The organism is Gordonia sp. IEGM753, from assembly GCF_050321825.1.
Taxonomy (GTDB): Bacteria; Pseudomonadota; Gammaproteobacteria; order Pseudomonadales; family Pseudomonadaceae; genus Aquipseudomonas.
Map to the genome: position 1 here is coordinate 2,793,625 of NZ_JBNQGB010000001.1, position 24,966 is coordinate 2,818,590.

The 24,966-nt window shown below is 57.9% G+C and carries 29 protein-coding genes; 16 read left to right on the forward strand and 13 right to left on the reverse strand.

Annotated elements, in window-relative coordinates; genetic code table 11:
- Positions 1-88 precede the first annotated feature (88 nt).
- Together ACQR3R_RS12520 and ACQR3R_RS12525 are read left to right on the forward strand one after the other, a co-directional pair.
- Positions 89-985 carry a LysR substrate-binding domain-containing protein gene (locus ACQR3R_RS12520; protein ID WP_428272513.1) on the forward strand — a complete coding sequence of 299 codons (897 nt, stop codon included), beginning with the start codon at positions 89-91 and terminating at the stop codon, positions 983-985.
- Positions 986-1,092: 107 nt separating this feature from the next.
- Complete coding sequence (locus ACQR3R_RS12525) at positions 1,093-1,737, forward strand: TetR family transcriptional regulator C-terminal domain-containing protein (RefSeq protein ID WP_428272514.1); 645 nt, start codon at positions 1,093-1,095, stop codon at positions 1,735-1,737.
- 16 nt (positions 1,738-1,753) lie between these two features.
- Here the strand turns inward: ACQR3R_RS12525 and ACQR3R_RS12530 are convergent, their stop codons facing one another.
- Together ACQR3R_RS12530 and ggt are read right to left on the reverse strand one after the other, a co-directional pair.
- Complete coding sequence (locus ACQR3R_RS12530; RefSeq protein WP_428272515.1) at positions 1,754-2,287, reverse strand: isochorismatase family protein; 534 nt, start codon at positions 2,285-2,287, stop codon at positions 1,754-1,756.
- Positions 2,288-2,356: 69 nt separating this feature from the next.
- Positions 2,357-4,084, reverse strand: a complete 1,728-nt coding sequence (ggt, locus tag ACQR3R_RS12535) for a gamma-glutamyltransferase (protein ID WP_428272516.1) — start codon at positions 4,082-4,084, stop codon at positions 2,357-2,359.
- A gap of 135 nt (positions 4,085-4,219) precedes the next feature.
- Here ggt and ACQR3R_RS12540 point away from each other — a divergent pair, with 135 nt between their 5' ends.
- The gene (locus ACQR3R_RS12540) at positions 4,220-4,732 is read left to right on the forward strand and encodes a methylated-DNA--[protein]-cysteine S-methyltransferase (protein WP_428272517.1); all 513 of its coding nucleotides are present in this window, start codon (positions 4,220-4,222) and stop codon (positions 4,730-4,732) included.
- A gap of 28 nt (positions 4,733-4,760) precedes the next feature.
- Here ACQR3R_RS12540 and ACQR3R_RS12545 read toward each other — a convergent pair whose 3' ends face one another.
- Positions 4,761-5,348 (reverse strand): NUDIX domain-containing protein, encoded by a 588-nt coding sequence (locus ACQR3R_RS12545; protein ID WP_428272519.1) that lies wholly within the window; start codon positions 5,346-5,348, stop codon positions 4,761-4,763.
- 52 nt (positions 5,349-5,400) lie between these two features.
- Positions 5,401-5,838 (reverse strand): hemerythrin domain-containing protein, encoded by a 438-nt coding sequence (locus ACQR3R_RS12550; RefSeq protein ID WP_428272520.1) that lies wholly within the window; start codon positions 5,836-5,838, stop codon positions 5,401-5,403.
- A 152-nt stretch (positions 5,839-5,990) separates the two neighbouring features.
- On the opposite strand from ACQR3R_RS12550, the gene ACQR3R_RS12555 reads away from it, so the two are divergent.
- Positions 5,991-6,422: a GNAT family N-acetyltransferase gene (locus ACQR3R_RS12555; protein WP_428272521.1), complete on the forward strand. Its 432-nt coding sequence runs from the start codon at positions 5,991-5,993 to the stop codon at positions 6,420-6,422.
- A gap of 32 nt (positions 6,423-6,454) precedes the next feature.
- Here the strand turns inward: ACQR3R_RS12555 and ACQR3R_RS12560 are convergent, their stop codons facing one another.
- Positions 6,455-6,805 carry a hypothetical protein gene (locus ACQR3R_RS12560; RefSeq protein WP_428272522.1) on the reverse strand — a complete coding sequence of 117 codons (351 nt, stop codon included), beginning with the start codon at positions 6,803-6,805 and terminating at the stop codon, positions 6,455-6,457.
- 160 nt (positions 6,806-6,965) lie between these two features.
- On the opposite strand from ACQR3R_RS12560, the gene ACQR3R_RS12565 reads away from it, so the two are divergent.
- The 9 genes from ACQR3R_RS12565 (at position 6,966) to ACQR3R_RS12605 (ending at position 11,868) form a co-directional block, all read left to right on the forward strand.
- Positions 6,966-7,214 carry a hypothetical protein gene (locus ACQR3R_RS12565; protein WP_150714095.1) on the forward strand — a complete coding sequence of 83 codons (249 nt, stop codon included), beginning with the start codon at positions 6,966-6,968 and terminating at the stop codon, positions 7,212-7,214.
- A 20-nt stretch (positions 7,215-7,234) separates the two neighbouring features.
- A complete protein-coding gene (locus ACQR3R_RS12570) occupies positions 7,235-7,564 on the forward strand; it encodes a DUF6388 family protein (RefSeq protein ID WP_428272524.1) in 330 nt (109 codons plus the stop codon).
- Positions 7,565-7,589: 25 nt separating this feature from the next.
- Positions 7,590-8,294 (forward strand): DUF1275 family protein, encoded by a 705-nt coding sequence (locus tag ACQR3R_RS12575; RefSeq protein ID WP_428272525.1) that lies wholly within the window; start codon positions 7,590-7,592, stop codon positions 8,292-8,294.
- Between the two features lie 72 nt (positions 8,295-8,366).
- Positions 8,367-8,789: a sulfurtransferase complex subunit TusD gene (gene tusD / locus ACQR3R_RS12580; protein ID WP_428272526.1), complete on the forward strand. Its 423-nt coding sequence runs from the start codon at positions 8,367-8,369 to the stop codon at positions 8,787-8,789.
- Positions 8,790-9,152 carry a sulfurtransferase complex subunit TusC gene (gene tusC, locus ACQR3R_RS12585; protein ID WP_428272527.1) on the forward strand — a complete coding sequence of 121 codons (363 nt, stop codon included), beginning with the start codon at positions 8,790-8,792 and terminating at the stop codon, positions 9,150-9,152.
- Positions 9,152-9,445, forward strand: coding sequence for a sulfurtransferase complex subunit TusB (gene tusB / locus ACQR3R_RS12590; protein WP_428272528.1), 294 nt, complete (start codon positions 9,152-9,154; stop codon positions 9,443-9,445). Before tusC ends, tusB begins: the two co-directional genes overlap by 1 nt.
- Positions 9,442-9,777, forward strand: coding sequence for a TusE/DsrC/DsvC family sulfur relay protein (locus ACQR3R_RS12595; RefSeq protein WP_428272529.1), 336 nt, complete (start codon positions 9,442-9,444; stop codon positions 9,775-9,777). The genes tusB and ACQR3R_RS12595 overlap by 4 nt, the downstream gene beginning before the upstream one ends.
- Positions 9,774-10,775, forward strand: a complete 1,002-nt coding sequence (locus ACQR3R_RS12600; protein ID WP_428272530.1) for a glycosyl transferase family protein — start codon at positions 9,774-9,776, stop codon at positions 10,773-10,775. The genes ACQR3R_RS12595 and ACQR3R_RS12600 overlap by 4 nt, the downstream gene beginning before the upstream one ends.
- 91 nt (positions 10,776-10,866) lie before the next feature.
- Entirely contained in the window at positions 10,867-11,868 is a 1,002-nt protein-coding gene (locus ACQR3R_RS12605; RefSeq protein ID WP_428272531.1) for a glutathione S-transferase C-terminal domain-containing protein, read from the forward strand.
- A 115-nt stretch (positions 11,869-11,983) separates the two neighbouring features.
- On the opposite strand, the gene cysG is transcribed toward ACQR3R_RS12605, so the two are convergent.
- The 6 genes from cysG to ACQR3R_RS12635 all read right to left on the reverse strand — a co-directional run bounded on the left by cysG (position 11,984) and on the right by ACQR3R_RS12635 (position 19,667).
- Positions 11,984-13,378: a siroheme synthase CysG gene (gene cysG / locus ACQR3R_RS12610; RefSeq protein ID WP_428272533.1), complete on the reverse strand. Its 1,395-nt coding sequence runs from the start codon at positions 13,376-13,378 to the stop codon at positions 11,984-11,986.
- On the reverse strand, positions 13,379-14,659 hold the full coding sequence (gene serS, locus ACQR3R_RS12615; protein ID WP_428272534.1) for a serine--tRNA ligase: 1,281 nt from the start codon (positions 14,657-14,659) through the stop codon (positions 13,379-13,381).
- A gap of 15 nt (positions 14,660-14,674) precedes the next feature.
- Positions 14,675-15,049 carry a fluoride efflux transporter CrcB gene (gene crcB, locus ACQR3R_RS12620; protein WP_428272535.1) on the reverse strand — a complete coding sequence of 125 codons (375 nt, stop codon included), beginning with the start codon at positions 15,047-15,049 and terminating at the stop codon, positions 14,675-14,677.
- A complete protein-coding gene (locus tag ACQR3R_RS12625; protein ID WP_428272610.1) occupies positions 15,049-16,371 on the reverse strand; it encodes an AAA family ATPase in 1,323 nt (440 codons plus the stop codon). Before ACQR3R_RS12625 ends, crcB begins: the two co-directional genes overlap by 1 nt.
- A gap of 210 nt (positions 16,372-16,581) precedes the next feature.
- Positions 16,582-17,205, reverse strand: coding sequence for an outer membrane lipoprotein periplasmic chaperone LolA (gene lolA / locus ACQR3R_RS12630; RefSeq protein ID WP_428272536.1), 624 nt, complete (start codon positions 17,203-17,205; stop codon positions 16,582-16,584).
- Between the two features lie 56 nt (positions 17,206-17,261).
- Positions 17,262-19,667 (reverse strand): DNA translocase FtsK 4TM domain-containing protein, encoded by a 2,406-nt coding sequence (locus tag ACQR3R_RS12635; protein WP_428272537.1) that lies wholly within the window; start codon positions 19,665-19,667, stop codon positions 17,262-17,264.
- A 559-nt stretch (positions 19,668-20,226) separates the two neighbouring features.
- Here ACQR3R_RS12635 and aat point away from each other — a divergent pair.
- From aat to infA, 3 genes are all read left to right on the forward strand, one after another.
- Positions 20,227-20,907: a leucyl/phenylalanyl-tRNA--protein transferase gene (gene aat / locus ACQR3R_RS12640; RefSeq protein WP_428272538.1), complete on the forward strand. Its 681-nt coding sequence runs from the start codon at positions 20,227-20,229 to the stop codon at positions 20,905-20,907.
- Positions 20,908-20,963: 56 nt separating this feature from the next.
- Complete coding sequence (locus tag ACQR3R_RS12645) at positions 20,964-21,671, forward strand: arginyltransferase (RefSeq protein ID WP_428272540.1); 708 nt, start codon at positions 20,964-20,966, stop codon at positions 21,669-21,671.
- A 111-nt stretch (positions 21,672-21,782) separates the two neighbouring features.
- The gene (infA, locus tag ACQR3R_RS12650; protein WP_002553999.1) at positions 21,783-22,001 is read left to right on the forward strand and encodes a translation initiation factor IF-1; all 219 of its coding nucleotides are present in this window, start codon (positions 21,783-21,785) and stop codon (positions 21,999-22,001) included.
- A 175-nt stretch (positions 22,002-22,176) separates the two neighbouring features.
- On the opposite strand, the gene clpA is transcribed toward infA, so the two are convergent.
- Together clpA and clpS are read right to left on the reverse strand one after the other, a co-directional pair.
- Complete coding sequence (gene clpA, locus ACQR3R_RS12655; protein WP_428272541.1) at positions 22,177-24,447, reverse strand: ATP-dependent Clp protease ATP-binding subunit ClpA; 2,271 nt, start codon at positions 24,445-24,447, stop codon at positions 22,177-22,179.
- Positions 24,448-24,477: 30 nt separating this feature from the next.
- A complete protein-coding gene (gene clpS / locus ACQR3R_RS12660; protein WP_428272542.1) occupies positions 24,478-24,840 on the reverse strand; it encodes an ATP-dependent Clp protease adapter ClpS in 363 nt (120 codons plus the stop codon).
- Positions 24,841-24,966 lie beyond the last annotated feature (126 nt).

The window sequence follows — 24,966 nt, forward strand, 5'->3', positions numbered from 1 at the left end:
GGGGCTGGTCGGGGCGGTAAAATATCGCAGATCCACTGTTTACATAGATGCACGTCTATGTGATCTAACTTTATGATTGGGAGGGCGCATGCTCGGGACTGTATCGGAACTGGATCTGCGTCTGATTCGGGTATTTCTGACCGTGGTCGAGGCTGGCGGAATTTCGGCCGCGCAAACGGCGCTGAACACCACGCAACCGACCATCAGCGCGCAATTGGCGACACTCGAAGCGCGGGTGGGATTTCGTTTGTGCGAACGCGGGCGCAGCGGATTCTCGGTCACGCCCAAAGGCACCCAGTTTGTCGAGGCAGCCCGACGCTTACTGGCCGCCGCAGAAGGTTTCCGGGTTGAGGTGCAGCACATCAACCGCAAAGTATCGGGCAGCATCAACATTGGTTTATTGGGTCAAATCGATCCCGTCGCCAACAAGAAAATCGCGCTGGCCATTGCTCGTCTCAGAGCCCGCCATGAAGGATTGTATTTCCACTTCACCGAGCTGTCGTCATCACTGCTGGAAGAGAAAATCATCAATAGCCATATCGATTTGGCGATCGGTTACTTCTGGCATCGCTTGCCCAACATTGATTACTTCCCGTTGTTCCATGAAACCCAGATCGCCTATTGCGCCCCTTCTCACCCACTGTTCGAGCAAGTGGGTGAACTGACTCGCGACGATGTCAGCCATTACGATTGGGTATGGCCCAGCCATCCGTTGCCGGAAATGCCGGCGCCAGCGTCCATCGAGCGTTTGACAGTGCTGACCGACAGCATGGATGGCGCCGCGCTGCTCATTCTATCGGGCCAACACCTGGGATTTTTGCCGCAACACTATGCGGCGAAACATGAACAACTTGGGCAGTTGCATCCGCTTAATCCCGAGCTGCTGCGCTATGAGGTCGGCTTTCATGCAGCCGTCAGGCATTCCGCTCGCCAGCGGGATCTGGTGAGCGCGTTCCTGACGGAGCTGGTGGATATTTTCACTTAACCCTTTCGTGCATCCAATTGGCTGCAGCGGGGAGCTAGCCAATTTGCATCTGGCTCACCGCTATATAGTTTTGTATATTGCGCAGCTTCAATCACCAAGACATCCCCATGAGTCGCATTCGCCAGCACAATCAGCACCTCATCCTGGAGGCTGCCAGCGCAGAGTTCGCCGCCAAGGGCTTCGATGCCACGCAAACGCGGGATATTGCGGCGCGCGCGGGGGTGCCAAAACCCAATCTGTACTACTACTTTCAGAGCAAGGAAAAGCTCTACGCCAAGGTCTTGCTCGGGTTTGTCGAGCCGTTACTGGAGGCATCGGCGGCGTTGCGCGAAAGCGATGACCCGGCGACGGGCCTGCAGGCCTACATCACCTCGCGCATTCGCATCGCCCGCGAGCATCCACACATTGCGAAGGTGTTCAGCGGCGAGCTGCTGTTGGGTGGCAGGCAATTACCCGAGGAATGTCGCGAACTGCTGTATGCCGAAGCGCAGCGCAATGTCGACTGCCTGCGCAGCTGGATCGAGCGCGGATTGCTGGCGCCGGTCGATCCCGAGCATTTGATGTTGTTCATCTGGTCGGCGACGCGCACCTACACCAATCTGGGTTGGCAGATCGCGCACATCACCGGGCGCGAGACGCCGCAGGATGAGGATTATCAGAATGCAGCAGCGACCATTACGCGCCTGGTGTTGGGCGGCGTGATGCCGGCAGCCACGGTGCCGGCGAATCAGGTGCTGATGTTCGCCACTTGAACAGGGTCGAGTGGTTCTAGAGTTTGACCTGGCTGGCAGGGATGACATCGACCCGAGCCACAGGGCCGGTCAGTCTGGCGAGGTCCTCGTTGTGCTCGGCAATGATGTCGGCGGCGGTCATGCTGTCGTTGTCGACGGTGGAGTGGGCATCGGACACCAGCACCACGTCGAAACCCCGCTCATGTGCCTGGCGACTGGTTGCGTTGACGCAATAATCGGTTTGCAAACCACACATGATCAGCCGATCGATGTTGTGCTCTTGCAGGAGCGCACCGAGGTTAGTGCGGTAGAAGGAATCCCGGGTGGTCTTGCGCACATAAAGGTCTTGAGGTGAGGTGTGCAACCCTTGCGCCAGTTGCCAGCCTTCGCTGCCATGCTGCAGCAGGTCGACCTTTTCTTCGTGTTGAACAAGGATGACCGGCACCCCGGCCTCGCGCGCCCTGGCGCTCAGTCCATTGATGGTTTCAATAATGCGCTGGATGTCGAAACATTCGTATTTGCCAGTGCACAAGGCGTGTTGCACGTCGATGATCAGCAGTGCAGTGCTCATGGGGCCGTCCTTGAAATGTCGGTGAATCAGGGGACACAAAATAGAGCTGTCCCCCTGCAAAAACAATCCTTAATAGCCGAGCGATAACCCGGTATTGCGCCGTGGATCGTTGGCACCGTAGAAACGGTTTTTGCCGACTGGTTTACCGTCCAGCGACGGCGCTCCAACCAGAATAGCCGCTACGTGGTTGGCGTCTTGCGGCCCGGCAAACTTATGCCCCCAACTTTCGAGAATCTTCACCGTGTCCGGGCTGGTGGTGAAGGTTTCCAGGTTGGTTTCTTCGGGCAACCATTGCTGGTGGAAACGCGGCGCATCGACCGCTTCCTGGATATTCATCCCGTAATCGATCACGTTCAGAATGGTCAGCAGCGTCGCGGTGATGATACGACTGCCACCGGGCGTACCGACCACCATGACGACCTTGCCGTCCTTGGTGACAATGGTCGGGCTCATTGACGACAACGGTGCCTTGCCGGGCGCAATGGCATTGGCCTCGCCTTGCACCAGGCCGTACATGTTCGGCACACCGATTTTCGAGGTGAAATCGTCCATTTCATCGTTGAGGATCACCCCGGTTTTACTGGCCATCACGCCAGCGCCAAACCAGTCGTTAAGTGTGTAGGTCATCGACACCGCGTTGCCCCATTTATCGACGATCGAGAAATGGGTGGTGTTGCTGCCCTCGTGCGGCGCTACGCCAGGCTTGATGTCGCGGGACACACCAGCCTTTTGCGGTTCAATGGCAGCGCGCAGCTTGGTCGCATAATTTTTATCCAGCAGATGCTCGATCGGATTTTTCACGAAATCCGGGTCACCGAGGTAGCTGTTGCGGTCCACATACGCGTGGCGCATGGCCTCGATCTGGTAATGCATACCTTGCGCCGAGTGGTAACCCAACGCCTTCATCGGGTAGCCGTCGAGGATGTTCATGATCTCGCAAATCACCACCCCGCCTGAGCTTGGTGGTGGTGCCGAAACGACGTGATAACCACGGTAATCACACTCCACGGGTGCCAGTTCGCGGGTTTTGTATTTGTCGAGGTCGGCCTGAGTGATGATGCCTTTGTTCGCCTGGCTGGACGTGACGATAGCGTCGGCGACCCAACCTTTGTAGAAGCCATCGGCGCCCTTCTCGGAAATCTCGCGCAGGGTTTTGGCCAGGTCTTTCTGCACCAGTTTTTGCCCGACCTGCATCGGCTCGCCATTGCTCAGGAAAATCGAGCCGGAGTCGCGCATGTCTTTCTTGAATACATCGGTCGCGGTTTCCAGCAAATCGACGTCGCCCTGCTCCAGTACAAAACCGTCTTCGGCGAACTTGATGGCCGGTGCGATCAATTCCTTGCGCGGCTTGGTGCCGTATTTCTTCAGGGCCAATTCCATGCCGGACACGGTCCCCGGTACGCCAACCGCCAAGTGGCCGCGGGTACTGAGGTCTGGAACGACGTTGCCCTCTTTGTCGAGGTACATGTCGGCGGTCGCGGCAAGCGGTGCTTTTTCACGGAAGTCGAGGAAGGTCTTGCGACCGTCCGCCAACTGAATGGTCATGAAACCGCCACCACCGAGGTTACCCGCCGCGGGATACACCACCGCCAGCGCATAAGCCACCGCCACCGCGGCATCGACCGCGTTACCACCGTTCTTGAGTTCATCGACGCCGACTTTACTGGCAAGGTGCTGCGCGGTGACCACCATGCCGTTTTCGGCCGCGACCGGGGCCACAGAAGCCGCGTAAGTGCTAAGGCAGGTGAGTGCCAACGAGGTCGCTATCAGCGATTTGGCAAAAGGTTCGAACTTCATGAGTCAGTCTCTTCTTGTTTTATCGTAGGAAAGCGCTTCAAGAGCAGTAGGAAGTATGGCTGGGATTGCGGTTTGCGCCTCCCCGTTCAGGCAGTATGCTCGTCCCTTGTCCACCTGATTTTGGAGTTCGCCCGCATGAGTTTTACCTTCACCACCGTGGCCTCGCCGGTCGGCGAATTGAAGCTGGTCGCGAACGGCGCAAAATTGGCGGCGATCCTCTGGGAAAACGACAAACCAAACCGAGTAAAGCTTGGGCCGATGAAGCAGGCGATGGACAACCCGATCTTGCTGCGCACTGCACACCAGTTGCAGGAGTACTTTGCCGGCACGCGAAACAGGTTCGAGTTGGAACTGGATTTTGTCGGGACAGATTTTCAGAAGAAGGTTTGGGCCGCATTGCTGACCATTCCGTTCGGTGAAACGCGCAGCTACAGCCAGATTGCCGAGCAAATCGGCAACCCGACCGCCGTTCGGGCAGTGGGCGCGGCAAATGGCAAGAACCCGATTTCGATTGTTGCGCCGTGTCATCGGGTGATTGGCGCATCGGGCAAGCTCACCGGTTTTGCCGGTGGGCTTGAAGCCAAAGAGTTATTGCTGACGCTGGAGGGCGGGCAACGGGGTGAAACCGGGCGCCTGGAAGGCTTCTGATTCGCCCTGCTGCAGGCGCGCCTTGCGGTCAGTCGAAGATATTTTTCATCGCCGCATACTGCAGCAGCATGATGGTTTTCGCATCGCAGATCTCGCCGCGATAAAACGCTTCAAGTGCCTGATCGAAAGTCCACTCCAGCACTTCGAGTTCTTCGGTTTCCTCTTCGAGGCCGCCACCCTCGCTGACTTTAGAGGCGGCGTCGTATTCAGCGATGAAAAAGTGCAATTTCTCAGTCACTGAACCCGGGCTCATGTAGGCCTCGAACACCTTCTGCACATGGTGTACGCGGTAACCGGTTTCTTCTTCGGCCTCACCACGAATGCGCTCTTCAGGTGCAGCCCCTTCGAGCAGACCTGCTGCCACTTCGATCAGCAAACCGTCGTGGCCGTTGACGAATACCGGCAATCTGAACTGGCGGGTCAGCACCACGGTGTTCTTTTCGCGATTGAACAGCAAGATCGCTGCGCCATTGCCACGGTCATAGACTTCGCGGGTCTGGCGTTGCCATTCGCCATTATTGCGTAGGTAATCGAAGGTGATTTTTTTCAGCAAGTACCAGTCGTGGGACAACACCTGCGACTCGACAATGTTGACCCGCTCGGCTGTGTTCGCCATGACAACTCATCCTTTTTTCGTCAGAAGGCCAGCATAGTAGACGAAAAAACCTTCAAGGCAGCTGTGCCTTGTATTCCTTTTCGTATTGCCCGGCCAAGGTCTCTTTCTGTTTGTCATCCAGCAATTTTCCGGCCATCTGGAAAAACTTCTGCTCTTCCTCTTTCAAGTGGTGATGCACTTTCTCGGCGAGTTTCTTTGCGGTCGCAAGCCAGGCTGGGCTGGACATCTCTGTCTCGTCGAGTTCTTCCATCATCTCGTCCATCTCGTGGTGCTCGGAAATCGCATGGCGGCTAAGGTCCACACCGTTATCGAACTCCATCAACGGGATATAGAAATGCCGTTCTTCCGCCGTTTCGTGGGCTTGTAACTCGGACTTGAGCTGCTTGTAGGCCTCGACCCGCTCCGGCGTATCGCCACTAGTCTTGATCAAGGCGTCGGCGTAGGTGCGTTGGCGGTCATGACTTTCGCGCAAGGCTTCAAAGATATTCACGGGATGTCCTCATAGGCCGCGTCCTGGAGTGACGCTGTTTAGGCTAGACATCTGCGCGCAAGCGACGGTTCCACCGATGCGCTGGAACAACCGAGGTCCGGCGCGATAGGCTAGCCACAGTTGTCCCATCTCAAGCCATAAGGATGTAGCTGATGCCGCTGCGAATCGAACGCTCACTGAACCCCTCTGAGGAAGAACGCCAGGCGATTCTGCTGCCGTTACGTGCCTATAACGCCTCCAAGGCTGGCGTCACGGTGTCGGAACAAATTGCCTTGCTGGTGCGCGATGAGCATGACGAAATTCTTGGCGGGCTGTACGGCCGAGTGTTTTATCAGTGGTTTTTTGTCGAGTTGCTTTCAGTGCCCGAGCAGGGCCGTGGCCAGGGTATTGGTTCAAGGCTGATGCAGATGGCCGAAGACCTGGCGCGTGAGAAAGAGTGCGTGGGAATCTGGCTGGACACCTTCGACTTTCAGGCGCCGCAGTTCTACAAAAAACTGGGCTACAGCGAATTGGGGCACATTGCCGACTACCCGCCAGGCCATCGGCGCTTCTTTTTCCAGAAGCGCCTGAACAACGACGCGTGAATCACGCCGGGGTTGTCGGCCGGCTTAAAAAATCACAGGCAGGTGGCCAACGCCGCCAAGCGGCGTTTGGCGACAAAATCATCGTGCTGCGCGTAATAGCTCAGCACCGTGCCGGACGCATCGGTGGTCACGTCGACGAAGGACTCCGCCGAGCGCGTGTACACCGTCGAGCCGCTCTTCTTGCCCGGTTGCAGATACGCGCCGGCATCCACCCCGAACACCGCCTCGTCCTGCCAGGAAAACTGCACGCACTGGGCGACCACTTTTTCCGGTTTGTCGGAGTTCAGCACCCTGTACGGCGTTCCAGTGCGGGCACTGTCCATTGCCGAGCCCGCGCACCCGCCCAGCACCGTTGCCGCCAGCGCTACCATCAGAATTCGCATTGCCTTCGCTCATTGATAAAAAGCGGACTGTATCACCGCGGCGCGGCGTATCGTTCTGCTTTACTTCATTTATACCGCGACACCGAGTGACGATTGCCGCACCCTGTCGCGCCATTCACACAGCAATGCCCGTTTCACGGGCTCTTTCTCTGGAACATCCATGACACCCAACGCCGAATTCTACAAACCGACCGCTGAATATGCTGACAAACTGATCAGCCAGATCGGCCAGACACCGTCCTGGATCGCCAAGCGAATCGGCGTTACCGACAAACGGATTCGTTACATCCTGGACGGCGAACGCACCGTCAAAGGCGAAACCACGCCGATACAGATGACGTATCCCGAGCAGTTTGCCCTCGAATGCCTGGCCGCTGCAGCCAAGGCCAGCAAGAAGCAATCTTCGTAACCGGTATTCAAGGAGCGACCATGGCGGCCACCGAACAGCAACACGAGCAGGCACTGGAAAAATTCCTCGATGAGCGTCCAGAACTGCGCACGGAACTGGACCATCTCAATCCACTGCTGGCTCAGGCCAAGGGCGAGACCGCGGCGCAATACCGCGAGGAACGTCTGCATGAAGCTTTTGAAGCTGAAGCCGAGCGCCTGGGATTGTTTGCCTGGGAACTGACGCTGCAGCTGACCGCCACCACGTCCGAGGACTATCAGGCGCAACGCATGGAAGTGCACAAGGAAGTGGCCGAGATGGCCGGCATGGACTGGCTGGAGTATTGCGAGTTATATGGGCTGGGCAAATAACCGTCGCAGCGTAAGGATGCCTTCGATGTTGCCTTCACGTTCAACTACTCGCGCCAGCCCGGGCCACCTGCACACCCAGAAATGGCGCGGCCGCATTGGCATGTCGCTGGTGGCCGCGCTGTCTGTGCTCGCGGGCATGACCGACGCCATCGGCTTCATGGCCAGCGGTGATTTCGTTTCGTTCATGAGTGGCAACACCACCCGCCTCGCCGTGGCGATCAGCGTGGGTGACTGGAGCCTGACGTTGCGCCTGCTGGTGCTGGTAGCCACGTTCATTATCGGCAATGCCTTGGGCATCATCGTCAGCCGTATCGCTGGCCGACGGGCGCTGCCGCTGATGTTGTGTGTCGCCATGTTGTTGTGCACGGCAGCCTCGTGGCCTTATGACGAACAACTGCCGGCGTTGCTGGCGGCGATCATTGCCATGGGCATGTTGAATGCAGCGGTGGAACAGGTGAACGGCTTGCCGGTTGGCCTGACGTACGTCACCGGCGCCCTGTCGCGCTTCGGCCGTGGACTGGGGCGCTGGATACTCGGCGAACGGCGCGATGGCTGGCGAGTTCAACTGATTCCGTGGACGGGAATGTTTGCCGGCGCGGTACTGGGTGCAGTGTTGGAACATCATCTGGGACTCAAAGCACTGGCCGTCAGCGGATTGCTCGCGGGTGTGCTGGGACTGGTATCGCTGAAGATTCCAAGGCGTTGGCAGTTGGGGTATATGCCGCGCTGAATCTTGCGTTGGCGATTTTCGCCCCATCGTCGAATAACATCGATTTAGCCGCCTCGTCGATAAAGCTTTATCATGGCCAAAGTTTTACTGATCGAGTCCGTCATGAAGTTCGCCATTGCGCTGTTTTCCGCCGCTCATGCGCCCTCCTCGCGCCGCGCCCTGCTGTTTGCCCAGGCTGCACTGGCCGGTGGGCATGAGATTGTGCGGCTGTTTTTCTATCAGGACGGCGTTTACAACGCCTCGGCCGCCGTGATCACACCCCAGGATGAGATGGACCTACCCAGGCAATGGCGCGAGTTTGTGAGCGAATATCAACTGGACGGTGTGGTGTGCATCGCGGCCGCCCTGCGCCGTGGCGCATTGAATGGCGAAGAAGCCGCACGGTATCAACGTCAAGCGGTTGCGGTCGGCGCACCTTGGGAATTGTCGGGCCTGGGTCAACTGCATGATGCGGTGCAGGATGCCGACCGCCTGATCTGTTTCGGAGGCGCGTAAATGCCCAAATCCCTATTGATTATCAGCCGCCAGGCGCCGTGGTCGGGGCCCAATGCACGCGAAGCGCTGGACATCGTATTGGCGGGCGGTGCGTTCGACTTGCCGATTGGCATGCTGTTTCTCGATGACGGAGTGTTCCAGCTCAGCGCGAAACAGGACGCCAAGGCTTTGCAGCAAAAAGACTTGAGCGCCAATCTGCAGGCCCTGCCGATGTTTGGTGTCGAGGAGCTGTTCGTCTGCAGCGACAGCGCCGCCGAACGCGGTGTCGATACGGCCTGTCTGGCACTGCAGGAAGCCCAAGCGCTGGACGCTGCCGCGATCACGGCTCTCATTGACCGCTACGACCAGGTGATTACGCTCTGATGTCGACTTTGCACGTGTTGTCTCACTCCCCGTTCGGCGACAGTCGCCTTCACAGTTGCCTGCGCGTCATCGGCGCGGACGATGCGTTGCTGCTCACCGGTGATGCGGTCTACGCGTTACAGGCGAACACGGCGCCCTTCACTGCGCTGAACACACGCCATTTGAAGCTGTTTGTACTGGCCGAAGACGCTCAGGCGCGTGCGCTGGAAGTGCCCGGCACGGCGACCGCCATCGATTACCCGGCCTTCGTCGAACTGTCGATTCACTACGACAAGGTCAACAGTTGGTTATGAATGCCCTGACCGTCGGCGCACACACCATCGAGCTGGATAAAGACGGATTTCTGGTTGACCTCAGCGACTGGTCCGACGATGTAGCCGCCGCCCTTGCCGCCGCTGAAGGCATCGAGTTAAGCCCGGAGCATTGGGAAGTCCTGAAACTGTTGCGCAGTTTCTACGCCGAGTTTCAGCTGTCCCCAGCCACTCGCCCGCTGATCAAATACACCGCGTTAAAACTCGGCCCGGAAAAAGGCAACAGCCTGCACCTCAACCGACTGTTTAAAGGCACCCCTGCCAAACTCGCCGCAAAACTGGCGGGCCTGCCCAAACCGACGAATTGCTTATGACCGATTATCCAGCGCTGACTCTCGAAACGCCCGCCGAGCATCCGTTCGCCCAGTTCGTGCGCATCCTTGGCAAGGGCAAACGTGGCGCCCGCGACCTGACCCGCGAAGAAGCTCGCCAAGCCATGGGGTTCATCCTCGACGATCAAGTGGAGGACACCCAGCTCGGCGCATTCTTGATGCTGTTGCGGCATAAAGAAGAAAGCGCCGAGGAAATGGCAGGTTTCGCCGAAGCCTTGCGCGCGCGCCTGAAGCCACCGGCGATGGCGGTTGACCTGGACTGGCCGACCTATGCCGGCAAAAAGCGTCATCTGCCGTGGTACCTGCTGGCGGCAAAATGCCTGGCACAAAACGGCGTGCGTATTTTCATGCATGGCGGCGGTGCACACACGGCCGGTCGGTTGTACACCGAACAGCTGCTGGCAACGCTGAACATCCCGCTGTGCCGCGATTGGCAGCAAGTCGGCGCAGCGCTGGATAACGGCGGCCTGGCGTTCATGCCGCTGGTGGATTGGGCACCGCAGTTGCAACGCATGATCGACCTGCGTAATACCCTGGGCCTGCGCTCGCCGATCCATTCGCTGACGCGCATTCTCAATCCGTTGAGCGCGCGCTGCGGCCTGCAAAGTATCTTCCATCCGGGTTACCAAGCGGTGCATCGCGATGCCAGCGGTTTGCTCGGTGACACCGCTATCGTGGTCAAAGGTGACGGTGGCGAGATCGAGATCAACCCGGACGCCGACAGCCACTTGTATGGCACCATCGGCGGCGAAAGCTGGGACGAGGAATGGCCGCAGATGTCGAGTCAGCGGCACGTCAAACCGGCATCGCTGGAACCTGAGCATTTGAAAGCGGTATGGCGCGGCGACGTCGTCGACAGCTACCCGCAAATGGCGCTGATTTCGACCATGGCCCTGGCCTTGCGCGGGCTCGGCCAATCCCGCGAACACGCCTTCGAGACCGCCCAGCAGTACTGGGACGCCCGAGACCGATCGATTTAGCCGATCATAAACGCCCAACCTTTGCGCTTTTTGTTCGAACCTATGCGAATAGACTCGACTCCAACGATTATTGATTTTTGGAGTCTTGAACATGGGTTTGTTAGTTGAAGGCCGCTGGCATGACCAGTGGTACGAAAGCGGCAAGGACGGCGCGTTCCAGCGTGAACAGGCGCAACGACGCAACTGGCTGACGATTGACGGCAAGCCCGGCCCGACAGGTGTCGGCGGTTTTACCGCCGAGGCTGGTCGCTATCATCTCTACGTGTCGCTGGCCTGCCCTTGGGCGCATCGCACGTTGATCCTGCGCAAACTAAAAAGCCTGGAACAGTTGATCGATGTGTCGGTGGTCGGCTGGCTGATGCTGGAAAACGGCTGGACCTTCGACCAGCGCTACGGCTCGACGGGCGACAAGCTCGACCACTTCGATTTCATGCACCAACGCTACACCGCCGACACTGCCAACTACACCGGCCGTGTGACAGTGCCGGTGCTGTGGGACAAGCAGCAGCATTGCATCGTCAACAATGAGTCGGCGGAAATTATCCGCATGTTCAACAACGCATTTGATGACCTGACCGGTAGTGATCTGGACTTCTATCCCGAGCCCTTGCGCGGCGAGATCGATGCCTTGAACGAGCGCATTTATCCGGCGGTGAACAACGGTGTCTACCGCGCCGGGTTTGCGACATCGCAACAGGCTTATGAAGATGCGTTCGATGGGTTATTTGCGGAACTGGATCGACTGGAAGTGCTGTTAGGCGCCAATCGCTACCTGGCAGGCGAGTACCTGACCGAGGCCGACATCCGGCTGTTTACCACAATCATTCGGTTCGATGCGGTGTATCACGGGCACTTCAAGTGCAACCTGCGCCGAATTGTCGACTATCCGAATCTGTCGAACTGGCTGCGCGAGATTTATCAGTGGCCGGGAATTGCCGAGACTGTGGATTTCCAGCACATCAAGAACCACTACTACGGCAGCCACAAGACCATTAACCCGACCGGGATAGTGCCTAAAGGTCCGTCGCAGGACTTCACCGTCGCGCATGATCGTGAGCGGTTGAGCGGGAAAGGGGTTTGGCGCAAGGCCTGAGGTTTGTACCGTTTATGAGGCCCAATCGCTAGCAGGCTAGCTCCCACACTGGACTTGTGTCGTTCACAAATCCCCTGTGGGAGCTAGCCTGCTAGCGATGGAAGCGACTCAGTCTCTAGACTTGTGCCTGCGCCCCTTCGAACCAGGCCAGTTTCTCGCGCAGTTGCACCACTTCCCCAACGATGACTAACGTCGGCGCGTGCACTTCATGCTCCGCCACCAGGCGCGGAAGGTCGGACAGCGTCCCGGTAAATACCCGCTGGTTAACCGTGGTGCCCTGTTGGATCAACGCGGCCGGGGTATCTGCTGCGCGACCATGCTTGATCAACTGCTCGCAGATAATCGGCAACCCCACCAACCCCATGTAAAACACCAGGGTTTGCGCTGGAGCGACCAAATCCGCCCAAGGCAAATCAGTCGAGCCATCCTTCAGATGCCCGGTGACAAAACGCACAGACTGCGCGTAATCACGGTGCGTCAACGGAATACCGGCATACGCCGCACAACCGCTCGCAGCGGTAATACCCGGCACTACCTGGAATGGAATGCCGTGGGCGGCCAGTTCTTCGATCTCCTCGCCACCGCGACCAAAGATGAACGGGTCACCGCCCTTCAACCGCACAACGCGCTTGCCCTGTTTGGCCAGATCCACCAGTTGCTGGTTGATCTGATCCTGCGGCACCGCGTGATCGGCGCGACGCTTGCCGACGTAGATACGCTCGGCATCACGGCGGCACAAATCCAGAATTGCCGGTGCAACCAAACGGTCATACAGCACCACATCGGCTTGCTGCATCAGGCGCAAGGCGCGAAAGGTCAGCAAATCGGGATCACCTGGCCCCGCGCCCACCAAATACACTTCACCGGTGGTTTTCGGCGCATCGCCAGCGATTTTCGCCAGCAACAGGCGCTCGGCTTCGGCGCCCTGCCCGGCTAATTGACGGTCGGCAATCGGGCCCTGGAAAACATCTTCCCAGAACGCACGACGCTGCTGCACATCCGGAAACAGGCCTTTGACCTGGCTGCGAAAACGCGCAGCCAGCCCGGCGAGTTGACCGTATGTCGACGGAATCCAGGTTTCCAGTTTGGCGCGAATCAACCGCGCCAGCACCGGCGCATCACCGCCGCTGGACACCGCGATGATCAGTGGCGAGCGGTCGACGATTGCCGGGAATATAACGCTGCACAAGGCAGGCGAATCCACCACATTGACCGGCACGCAACGCCGATGAGCATCTGCAGACACTTGCGCGTTCAGTGGTTCGTCGTCAGTGGCGGCAATGATCAGCCCGCAAGCATCCAGGTCCGACTCGACGTAACCTCGCAACAGGCACTCGCCACCGCTGCCGACAACCAGCTCACGCAGTTGCGGTTCAATTTCAGGTGCGACCACCCGCAGCAGCGCACCGGCTTCGGCCAGCAGGCGGGATTTGCGCAAGGCAATTTCCCCCCCACCGACGACCAACACACGACTGCCGCGCAGGTTGTGAAACAGCGGCAGATAGTCCATTTAGCCGATGACCTCAAGGCCACCCATGTACGGTTTCAGCACGTCTGGCACACGAATCGAACCATCGGCCTGCTGGTAGTTTTCCAGCACGGCAACGAGGGTACGGCCGACTGCCAGCCCGGAACCATTGAGGGTGTGAACCAATTCCGGCTTGCCGGTTTCCGGGTTACGGAAGCGTGCCTGCATACGGCGCGCCTGGAAATCGCCGCAGTTGGAGCACGAAGAAATCTCGCGGTACTTGTCCTGGCTCGGAATCCACACTTCCAGGTCATACGTCTTGACTGCGCTGAAGCCCATGTCGCCCGTGCACAGCGCCAGGGTGCGATAAGGCAGCTCCAGCAGTTGCAGGACTTTCTCGGCATTGGCGGTCAGGCCTTCCAGCGCCTCCATCGACGTCGACGGCTCAACGATCTGGACCATCTCTACTTTGTCGAACTGATGCTGACGAATCATGCCGCGCGTGTCGCGACCCGATGCACCGGCCTCGCTGCGAAAGCATGGCGTGTGCGCGACAAACTTGATCGGCAGCAGTTTCGAATCGACGATTTCACCCGCGACGATGTTGGTCAGCGACACTTCAGCAGTCGGAATCAAGTACAGATCGGCTTCGCCTTCGCGAGTGATCTTGAACAGGTCTTCCTCGAATTTCGGCAATTGGCCGGTGCCTTGCAGTGCTGGCGCCTGAACGAGGTAAGGCGTGTAAGCCTCTTCGTAACCGTGCTCGCTGGTGTGCAGGTTGATCATGAACTGCGCCAGGGCGCGGTGCAGGCGGGCAATCGGGCCGCGCAACAGGGCAAAACGAGCGCCGGAGAGCTTGGCCGCCGTTTCGAAGTCCAGCCAGCCGAACTTCTCGCCCAAGGCCACGTGGTCCTGAACCGGGAAGTCGAATACGGTTGGCGTGCCCCAGCGGCGCACTTCGACGTTGCCATCTTCGTCAGCACCGACCGGTACCGATTCGTGCGGCAGGTTCGGAATGCCGAGCAGGATAGAATCCAGATCGGTCTGGATCGCGTCCAGCTCAACTTTACCGGCGCTCAATTCATTGGCCATGCGCTCGACGTCAGCCATCAACGGTGCGATGTCTTCGCCGCGTTGCTTGGCCTGACCGATGGATTTGGAGCGCGCATTACGTTCAGCCTGCAGTGCTTCGGTGCGGGTCTGGACGGTCTTGCGCTGTTCTTCCAGCGCTTCGATGCGCGCAACATCCAGCGTATAGCCTCGGGATGCCAGGCGGTCCGCTACGTCCTGAAGGTTGCTACGTAACAGTTTGGAATCGAGCATGTCGGTCTCTCGTTATCAAAGTTTGGTCAAGGACAGGCCAGCCCAGGTGGCGAGCAGCCCGCCGAATACGCTGATGGCCGCATAGCCCAGGGCCAGCGGAACCTGCCCGCTTTCCAGCAAGCGCACCGTATCCAGTGAAAAGGATGAAAAAGTCGTCAGCCCCCCGAGGAAGCCAACCAACAAACCGGCACGCACCTCAATTGGCACCTCCGGGCGTATCAGAAACAGACCGTAAAGAACGCCGATCAGCAGACAGCCCACGATATTAACGGCCAGCGTCGCGGTATAGAAGTGCCGCGGCCAATTAGCGTTGACCCAGTTGCCCGTCGCGAAGCGCAACAGCGTGCCGGCAATTCCGCCTACGGAGACTGCAACGATCAAAGGAATCACTATTTTCTCCGCTGCCGAGGGCTGAGGCGATCAAGTTGAGCAAGGTGATTGAGCTTCTCGCCGATCTTCAATTCCAGGCCACGCGGCACCGGCTGATAAAACGGCTGCGGTTCGAGTTCATCCGGGAAGTAGTCTTCGCCCGCGGCGTAGGCGTCCGGTTCATCGTGGGCATAACGATATTCGTCGCCGTAGCCCAATTGCTTCATCAACTTGGTCGGCGCATTGCGCAGGTGCAGCGGCACTTCGAGCGAGCCGTGTTCAGCAGCGCTGCGCATGGCGGCTTTGAAGCCCATGTACACCGCGTTGCTTTTTGGCGCGCAGGCCAGATACGTAATGGCCTGCGCCACCGCCAATTCACCTTCGGGGCTGCCGAGGCGCTCCTGCACGTCCCACGCGGCCAGGCACAGGCTGAGGGCGCGAGGGTCCGCATTGCCGATGTCTTCGCTGGCCATACGCACTACGCGTCGGGCCAGGTACAACGGGTCGCAACCACCGTCGATCATTCGCGCGAACCAGTACAGCGCGCCGTCGGGATTGGAGCCGCGCACCGATTTATGCAGCGCCGATATCTGGTCGTAAAACGCCTCGCCGCCCTTGTCGAAGCGACGACGCGTATCACCCAGAAGACTTTGCAGCAGATCAACGCCGATTTCGCTGTCGTCTTCAGCCAGGTCCGAGGCGTTTTCCAGCAGGTTAAGCAGACGTCGGCCATCACCGTCGGCGGCCGAAAGCAGCATCTGAAAACCTTCATCGCTGAGGGTCAGTTGCCGTTTGCCCAAGCCACGCTCTTCGGTCAGCGCGCGATGTACCAATTTGCGCAACGCGGCTTCGTCGAGACTTTTGAGCACGTAAACCCGTGCCCGGGAAAGCAGTGCGTTATTGAGTTCGAACGAGGGGTTTTCAGTGGTTGCGCCAATGAAAATCAGCGTGCCGTCTTCGACGTACGGCAGAAACGCATCCTGCTGCGACTTGTTGAAGCGATGCACTTCGTCGACAAACAGGATGGTGCGCTTGCCGTACTGCCCGGCCTGTTGCTTGGCGATTTCCACCGCTTGACGGATTTCCTTCACACCCGCCAACACCGCCGAAACCGTTTCGAAGTGTGCATCCGAGACTTCTGCCAGCAAACGCGCCAACGTGGTTTTGCCCACGCCCGGCGGGCCCCAGAAAATCATCGAGTGCAGGGCACCCTGCTCCAGCGCTTCGCGCAAAGGCTTGCCGCGAGCGAGCAGGTGCTCCTGGCCGACATACTCATCCAGATTGGCGGCGCGCAAGCGAGCAGCCAAGGGTTGAGCAATCGGGGCACTGCGGAACAGGTCCATCACGTATTATTAAAACCTCGGATTAATACAACGCTCCCAAGCCTGCTGCAAATTTGTGGCGAGGGGGTTTATCCCCGTTCGGCTGCGCAGCAGTCGGGAAATCATTGCATGCGGCATGCCTGATACACCGCATTGGCAGATCTTGGGGCCACTACGCGGCCCAACGGGGATAAATCCCCTCACCACAAAAGCCTGTTTTCAGGTGTTGCCTTACTCTTGGATCACGTCCGCCCCTTTAGGGATATCGAACTTGAACTTGGACGCCGGGATTGGCTCGTTGGCCTTGACGCCGGTGAACAGGATATTGGTGCGCTGACCGACGCTGTCGATCAATTGCATGTCGTTGACCAGACCATTGCGGAACGACAGACGCAAGCTGTCGAACAAGGTGTCCTTGGTTTTCGGCTTCAACGTAAAGTCGATCACGCCACCTGCTTCTTTGGCGCTGATGTCGAAGCTTTGGTTGATTTTGGAGACATCACCGGACAACAACAACGCCGGCGTTTGCGTCAGGCGCAAGTCGAGATTCTTGATGGTGACCTGCTCCAGGTCCGGGTCCCACAGGGTGACTTTCTTGCCGTCGGAAACCATGGTTTGTTCGGCCGGCGCGTTGGTGTGCCAGTAGAACAGGCCAGGCCGTTGCAGCGACATTTCGCCAGCCGTTTCCTGCAACTGGGTACCGCCGCCATCAAGGGTCAACTGCGAAAAACGTGCAGTCAGGGTCTGGGATTTTTCCAGGAGCTGGGTCAGACGCGCTACGTCCTTGTCATCGGCGTGGGCCGACAGCGTGGTCAAGGCCAATACCGGTAGTAACAGCATGCGGATAAGACGCATCGGAGTCCTCATAAATTCGTGGGGGGAACGGGCGGCGTACCGCCCTTTCAAAACAATCAGTCGCGCACCGGGCCAGGAGCCAGGACTTCGCGCGAGCCGTTGGTGTTCATGGACGTCACGACCCCGGCCATTTCCATGGATTCGATCATGCGCGCGGCGCGGTTGTAGCCGATTTTCAGCTTGCGCTGCACCGCAGAGATGGATGCGCGGCGGCTTTCAAGAACGAACTGCACGGCTTCGTCGTACAGCGCATCCGTTTCGGCATCATCGTCGCCACCGCTACTGCCGCCGTCAAAACCGCTACCGGCCTCTTCAACTCCGGCGAGAATGTCATCGTTGTACTCCGGTGCGCCGCGCAGTTTCCACGCCTCAACAACCCGGTGTACTTCATCATCGGAAACGAAGGCGCCATGCACACGAATTGGCAGGCTGGTGCCTGGCGGCATGTACAGCATGTCACCGTGACCCAACAGTTGCTCGGCGCCGCCCTGGTCGATGATGGTGCGCGAATCGATCTTGCTCGATACCTGAAACGCCATACGCGTCGGAATGTTGGCCTTGATCAAACCGGTGATCACGTCAACCGATGGACGCTGGGTGGCGAGAATCAAGTGAATACCCGCAGCCCGCGCTTTCTGGGCGATACGGGCGATCAACTCTTCAACCTTCTTGCCGACGATCATCATCATGTCGGCGAACTCGTCAACCACCACGACGATGGTTGGCAGCTTGCTCAACAGCGGCGCTTCGTCGTGAATGCTTTCGCGCTTGTACAAAGGATCGGTCAGCGGCGTGCCAGCATCCTGAGCTTCCTTGACCTTGGCGTTGAAGCCCGACAGGTTTCGTACACCCATCTTCGCCATCAATTTGTAACGGCGCTCCATCTCCGCAACGCTCCAGCGCAGGGCGTTGGCCGCGTCTTTCATATCGGTCACAACCGGGCACAGCAAATGCGGAATGCCTTCATAGATCGACAGCTCAAGCATTTTCGGGTCGATCATGATCAGTTTGGCGTCTTCCGGGCCCGACTTGAACAGGATCGACAGAATCATCGCATTCACGCCCACCGACTTACCGGAACCGGTCGTACCGGCCACCAGCAAGTGCGGCATTTTTGCCAGATCGGTGATCACAGGCTTGCCGCCAATATCGTGCCCCAGAGCCAACGTTACCGGCGACTTGAAGTTGTCGTACTCAGGCGTCGACAACACTTCGGAGAAGCGCACGATCTGGCGGTCTTCGTTCGGAATCTCGATACCGACAGTGGTCTTGCCCGGAATCACTTCCACTACCCGCACGCTGGTCACGGCCAGGGAACGCGCCAAGTCTTTTGCCAGATTAGAGATGCGGCTGACCTTGACCCCGGCTGCAGGCTGGATCTCGTAGCGGGTAATCACCGGGCCTGGGTGAATCGAATCCACCGACACTTCGACTCCAAACTCCTTGAGTTTGATTTCCAGCAAATGGCCGACGGCTGCCAGTGACTCCGGCGAATAGTTGAGTTGTTTTTTCTCGGCGGGGTCGAGAATCGAGATCGGCGGCAAAGTGCCTTCGACGGCGCTGTCGACGAACAATGGCGCCTGTTTCTCTTTTTCTACGCGTTTGCTTGGCGCTGAAGGTTTGGGCGGCGCGGGGGCGATAACCGGCGGCACCTGTTTCTCGCGCTCGGACATGTGTTTGCTCAAGGCCTGTTCACGCTCGATCAGGCGCTCCTTGACCTTGGCTTGCTCGCGTTTGTCGGTGACCGTGGGCGCCACAACGTCATGCACGCGATCGTCGACTTCACGCAACTGTGCAACCAGCTGCTTGCGTTCTGTTCGGGCGGCCCACCAGCGGTTGGCGGCCCCTTGGAACAGCTCGAAAAGGTCGAGGGTAATCTTGCCGGTAACGTCCATTACCTTGAACCACGAGAGGTCGGTAAAGACTGTGAGGCCAAACAGGAAAAGCGCGATGAACAGCAGTGTGCTGCCTTGAATATTCAGCGCATTGCGCGCCAGGTCGCCGAGGCTTTCACCCAGTGCGCCACCGGCACCCGCCGGCAGACCGGTCGCTGCGTGAAAATGGATATGAGCCAAAGCAGCGCCCGACAGCACCAGGAATACCAGGCCGATCAGGCGCCATGAAAACAGCCAGCCGCTCCACTGCCATTGCTCGTGGCGTTGACGGAAGATCTGGTAAGCCTTGATCGCCAGTAACAACGGGAAGATGTAGGCGAAATAACCCAGCACCATGAACAGGATATCGGCGCTGTACGAACCTGCGGGCCCGCCGAAGTTCTGCACATCGTCAATTTTGCTGTTATGGCTCCATCCCGGATCGTCCTTGCCGTATGTCAACAAGGCCATCATCAGGAACAGGCACAAAGCCCCGATGGCGATCAACGCACCTTCCTTGAGCCGGTAGTGCAATTGCTGGCGCCAAAGCGGAACAGCTATTTTTGGTACTGCGGTGGATTTCTTCAAAACGCTACTATTCCTGCGCCTGAGGCGCGTCCATCTGTTGAATGACTATAAAAACTGCCCTATCCAGGCAGGTAAAAAAATTATCACACTTGATCGAGGCTACTTTTAACACTGAGCCGTGGTTTCTATAAACATGGAGCACGTCAGTTATTCTATTACAAACGCTGTAACAGGCTGGCATTGTACGGGTTTGTTCGCACGATGCCATGCTTGGTGCCTCTGGATGCAGCATAGCCAACGGCACATTACACGCAGTCCAATTTGAGCATGCATTGTCTTTTGTGACAAAGGCTTATGAGGTGTTTTTATGATCGACGCGAAGCGTTCATCCCTGATCATTCGACGCTTCAGCGCGCAGCTCTTATCGACCGTTTACGACCACATCCACAGCGCCAAGTTGCAACAGTGCACATTCGAAATAATCGGCCGCTTCGGTTCTTGCATTTGCAGCGCACCGGATGGCGGGAAATACCTCTGCGACATTCCAACGGTTTAGCGGCAAACTTCGTAGCAGGCCAACAGGTCTGCCCCGCCCTCCCCTATTGCAAGCCTGGATGCCATGCTGACTTGGTTACAACGCAACACCCTGACCTTCCCGCCACTCGCCAGAGCGATGCGCGAACCTAACGGCCTGCTGGCCGCGGGCGGTGATTTGTCCGCCGATCGGCTGATCCAGGCTTACCGCCATGGCTGCTTTCCATGGTTCTCCGAGGGCCAGCCAATTTTGTGGTGGTCGCCCGATCCACGCACAGTCTTGTTTCCCGACGAACTGCATGTCTCGCGCAGCTTGAGCAAGTTATTGCGCAAACAGCGCTATCAAGTGACCTTCGATCAGGATTTCGCCTCCGTCATTCGCGCTTGCGCTGCACCGCGCGATTACGCCGACGGCACCTGGATCACCCATGCGATGCAAGACGCTTACCTGGAACTGCATAAACGTGGCTACGCCCATTCGGTTGAGGTCTGGGACGCCGGCGAGTTGGTCGGCGGTCTGTATGGACTGGCGATGGGACAGCTGTTTTTCGGTGAGTCCATGTTCAGCCGAGCCGACAACGCCTCCAAGTATGGCTTTGCCACATTGGTGCGGCATCTGAAAGACTCGGGGTTTGTACTCATTGACTGCCAGATGCCTACCGACCATCTGCAAAGCCTGGGCGCACGATCCATCCCGCGTAATGAATTCGCTGACTACCTCGCGCAGCATCTGGATCAACTCAACCGCGCCACATGGGTTTGCTGAGCGACTTTCGCGCGCGTGGCTTACACTTATTCAAAAGCTTATCCCGAGGGTTGATCATGACCGAGTTGGCGCGTTTGAAGTTTTATGCCACTCAGCCCCACTCTTGCAGTTATCTGCCCGAGGAGCAGGCCACAACCCTGTTTCTCGACCCTAGCCAGCCCATGGATGTGCATGTCTATGCAGACCTGTCCGAAATGGGTTTTCGTCGCAGTGGCGATCATCTTTACCGGCCGCATTGCCAGAATTGCAATGCGTGCGTCCCGGCGCGCATCCCTGTGGCGCAATTTATCCCCAGCCGCCAACAAAAACGTATTTTGAAGCGTAACGTCGACTTGCAAGTACGCCCGGCCAAGCCGCAGTTCAGTGAAGAGTACTTCGACCTGTATCAGCGCTATATCGAGCAGCGTCACGCCGATGGCGATATGTACCCGCCGAGTCGCGACCAGTTTTCGACATTCCTGGTGCGCGATCTGCCGTTTTCCCGATTTTACGAGTTTCGCCTCGACGGCCGATTGGTCGCAGTGGCCGTAACTGACTTGCTGCCCAACGGTCTGTCGGCGGTTTACACCTTCTACGAACCCGCCGAAGAGCGCCGCAGCCTTGGGCGCTACGCGATTCTTTGGCAGATAGGCGAAGCACAGCGCTTGCAGCTAGAGGCGGTTTACCTCGGTTACTGGATCAAAAACTGCAAAAAGATGAGCTACAAGACTCAATATCGCCCTATCGAACTGCTGATTAACCAGCGCTGGGTCATCCTGAACTAGGGCAAACCCTAAACCCCTTGGCTTAAACCCCATTTTTCGGGCACAATGCACGCCGCTTTTGCCTGGCGCAGTTGCACCGGGCCATTCATTGGACACCGAGGGCTTTACTGCATGTCGAAAGAAGACAGCTTCGAAATGGAAGGCACTGTCGTCGACACCCTGCCCAACACCATGTTTCGCGTGGAGTTGGAAAATGGGCACGTCGTAACCGCGCATATCTCCGGCAAGATGCGCAAGAACTACATTCGTATTCTTACCGGTGACAAAGTGCGCGTCGAGCTGACGCCCTATGACTTGAGCAAAGGGCGCATCACTTACCGCGCTCGCTAATCAAGTCAATACAAGACGCCCGGTTTATGCCGGGCGTTTTTGTTTGCCTGCGATTTGGCGCTCCACACAATCCCAATGTGGGAGCGAGCAAGCCCGCTCCCACCGCTAATGCGTGGATGACGGGCAGACAGCAAAAAGGCGCCTTTCGGCGCCTTTTTGCTCTGTTGCGATAACGTCAGGCCATTTCCGCCGTGGTCTCAAACTCAAAGGTCAACTCACCATCCTTGAGATCAATGTGCACCACGCCGCCGTGATCAGCCAACTCGCCAAACAGAATCTCTTCCGCCAGCGGACGCTTGATCTTGTCCTGAATCAAACGCGCCATTGGTCGAGCACCCATCGCCGAGTCATAACCACCTGCCGCCAGCCAACTGCGCGCAGCGTCGGTCACTTCCAACTGCACGCGTTTGTCTTCCAACTGCGCCTGAAGCTCGGTAAGGAACTTGTCCACCACACTTTTGATAACCTCATGACTGAGGCGACCAAACTGGATAATGGTGTCCAGACGGTTGCGGAACTCTGGCGTGAAGCTCTTCTTGATCACTTCCATCGCATCGGACGAGTGGTCCTGATGGGTGAAACCGATCGAAGCGCGAGCTGCTGTTTCGGCGCCGGCGTTGGTCGTCATGATAACGATCACGTTACGGAAATCCGCCTTGCGCCCGTTGTTATCGGTCAGCGTACCGTGGTCCATGACCTGCAGCAGCAGGTTGAAGACTTCCGGATGCGCCTTCTCGATTTCATCGAGCAGCAGCACGCAGTGAGGCTGCTTGGTGATGGCTTCAGTCAGCAGACCGCCCTGATCAAACCCGACGTAACCCGGAGGCGCACCGATCAGACGCGATACGGTGTGACGCTCCATGTACTCGGACATGTCGAAGCGAACCAGCTCAATGCCCAGCGCTTTAGCCAACTGACGCGCCGCTTCGGTTTTACCGACACCGGTTGGCCCTGCGAACAGGAACGAACCGACAGGTTTGTCAGGCGACTTGAGACCGGCACGCGACAGTTTGATCGCAGTCGACAGCGAGTCGATCGCCGCATCCTGGCCGAAAACCGTCAGCTTCAGGTCACGCTCAAGATTGCGCAGCAGCTCTTTATCGGAGCTGGTGACATGCTTAGGCGGAATCCTCGCGATTTTCGCAACAATGTCCTCGACCTGAGGCACTTCGATGCGTTTCACACGCTTCTCGACCGGTTGCAGACGCTGGTAAGCACCCGCCTCGTCGATAACATCGATGGCTTTGTCCGGCATGTGCCGATCGTTGATGTAGCGCGACGCCAGCTCAGCAGCTGCGCGCAATGCTTCATCGCTGTACTCGATGCCGTGGTGCGTTTCAAAACGACCTTTCAAGCCGCGCAGGATGCTGATGGTGTCTTCCACGGAAGGCTCCGACACATCGACCTTCTGGAAACGCCGAGCCAAGGCACGGTCTTTCTCGAAGATGCCGCGGAATTCCTGGAACGTGGTTGACCCGATGCAGCGAATGTCGCCCGAGGACAACAACGGCTTCAGCAGGTTGGAGGCGTCCATGACGCCACCGGACGCGGCACCCGCACCAATAATGGTGTGAATCTCGTCGATGAACAGGATCGCCTGCGGGCGTTTTTTCAGCTCATTGAGCAGCGCCTTGAAGCGCTTCTCGAAATCACCGCGGTACTTGGTCCCGGCCAGCAAGGCACCCAGATCAAGCGAATACACCACGCTGTTCGCCAGCAAGTCCGGCACCTGGTTGTCGACAATGCGCTTGGCCAAACCTTCGGCAATCGCAGTTTTACCCACGCCTGCTTCGCCCACCAACAACGGATTGTTTTTGCGACGACGCGCCAGAATCTGCGCGACGCGCTCGACTTCAAGCTCACGGCCAACCAATGGGTCTATTCGGCCCTGGCGCGCGAGTTCGTTAAGGTTGCTTGCATAAGCATCCAGAGGATTGCCTGAAGAAGAAGACTCACCGCCCTCGTCGTCCTGCATATCTTGCTCACCTTCAGAGTGATCGCCATGCCCCGGCACTTTGGAAATGCCGTGAGCGATATAGTTGACGACATCGATGCGCGCAACGCTCTGCTGTTTAAGCAGGAACACTGCCTGACTCTCTTGCTCACTGAAGATTGCAACCAGCACGTTGGCACCGGTGACTTCGCGTTTGCCCGAGCTCTGCACGTGAAAGACAGCACGCTGCAGAACACGCTGGAAGCCCAGGGTTGGCTGGGTCTCACGATCCTCATCATGTACGGGGATCAGTGGCGTGGTGGAGTCGATGAACTCCTGCAGGTCATGCTTGAGTTTGTCGAGGTTTGCGCCGCATGCACGCAAAACGGTGGCGGCAGCCTCATTGTCCAATAGCGCCAGAAGGAGATGCTCGACGGTCATGAACTCATGACGCTTCGAACGGGCCTCCTTGAAGGCAAGATTGAGGGTGACTTCGAGCTCGCGGTTTAACATAGCTTCACCTCATACCCAAGTGGTCGGCGATTAACCGTCCTTCTCGATTTCACAGAGTAGCGGATGCTGGCTTTCCCTGGCGTATTGGTTGACCTGCATGGCCTTGGTCTCGGCGATGTCGCGGGTAAACACTCCACATACTGCCCGTCCTTCTGTGTGAACGGCCAGCATGACCTTGGTCGCCAGCTCGCGATTCAGGTTAAAAAACACCTCGAGCACTTCGACGACGAAATCCATCGGTGTGTAGTCATCATTGAACAAAACCACCTTGTACATCGGTGGCGCCTGTAAAGCAGGCTTTGCCTCCTGAACAGCAACGCCTGCGGAATCGTCGTCGTGTGAATCAGGGACATCCTGATTGAATGTTAGTCGAATCTGGCTGATTGCATGCATGGAAAGAAAGGTTCGTCAGTTGTGCGAATACAGTAGTGGGGACGGTCGTCAACGATTTCAACTCCGACTGCCTGGTCACCTTGACTATCAGCAAAACGGTGTTACAACCAATAGAGCCCACAGTGG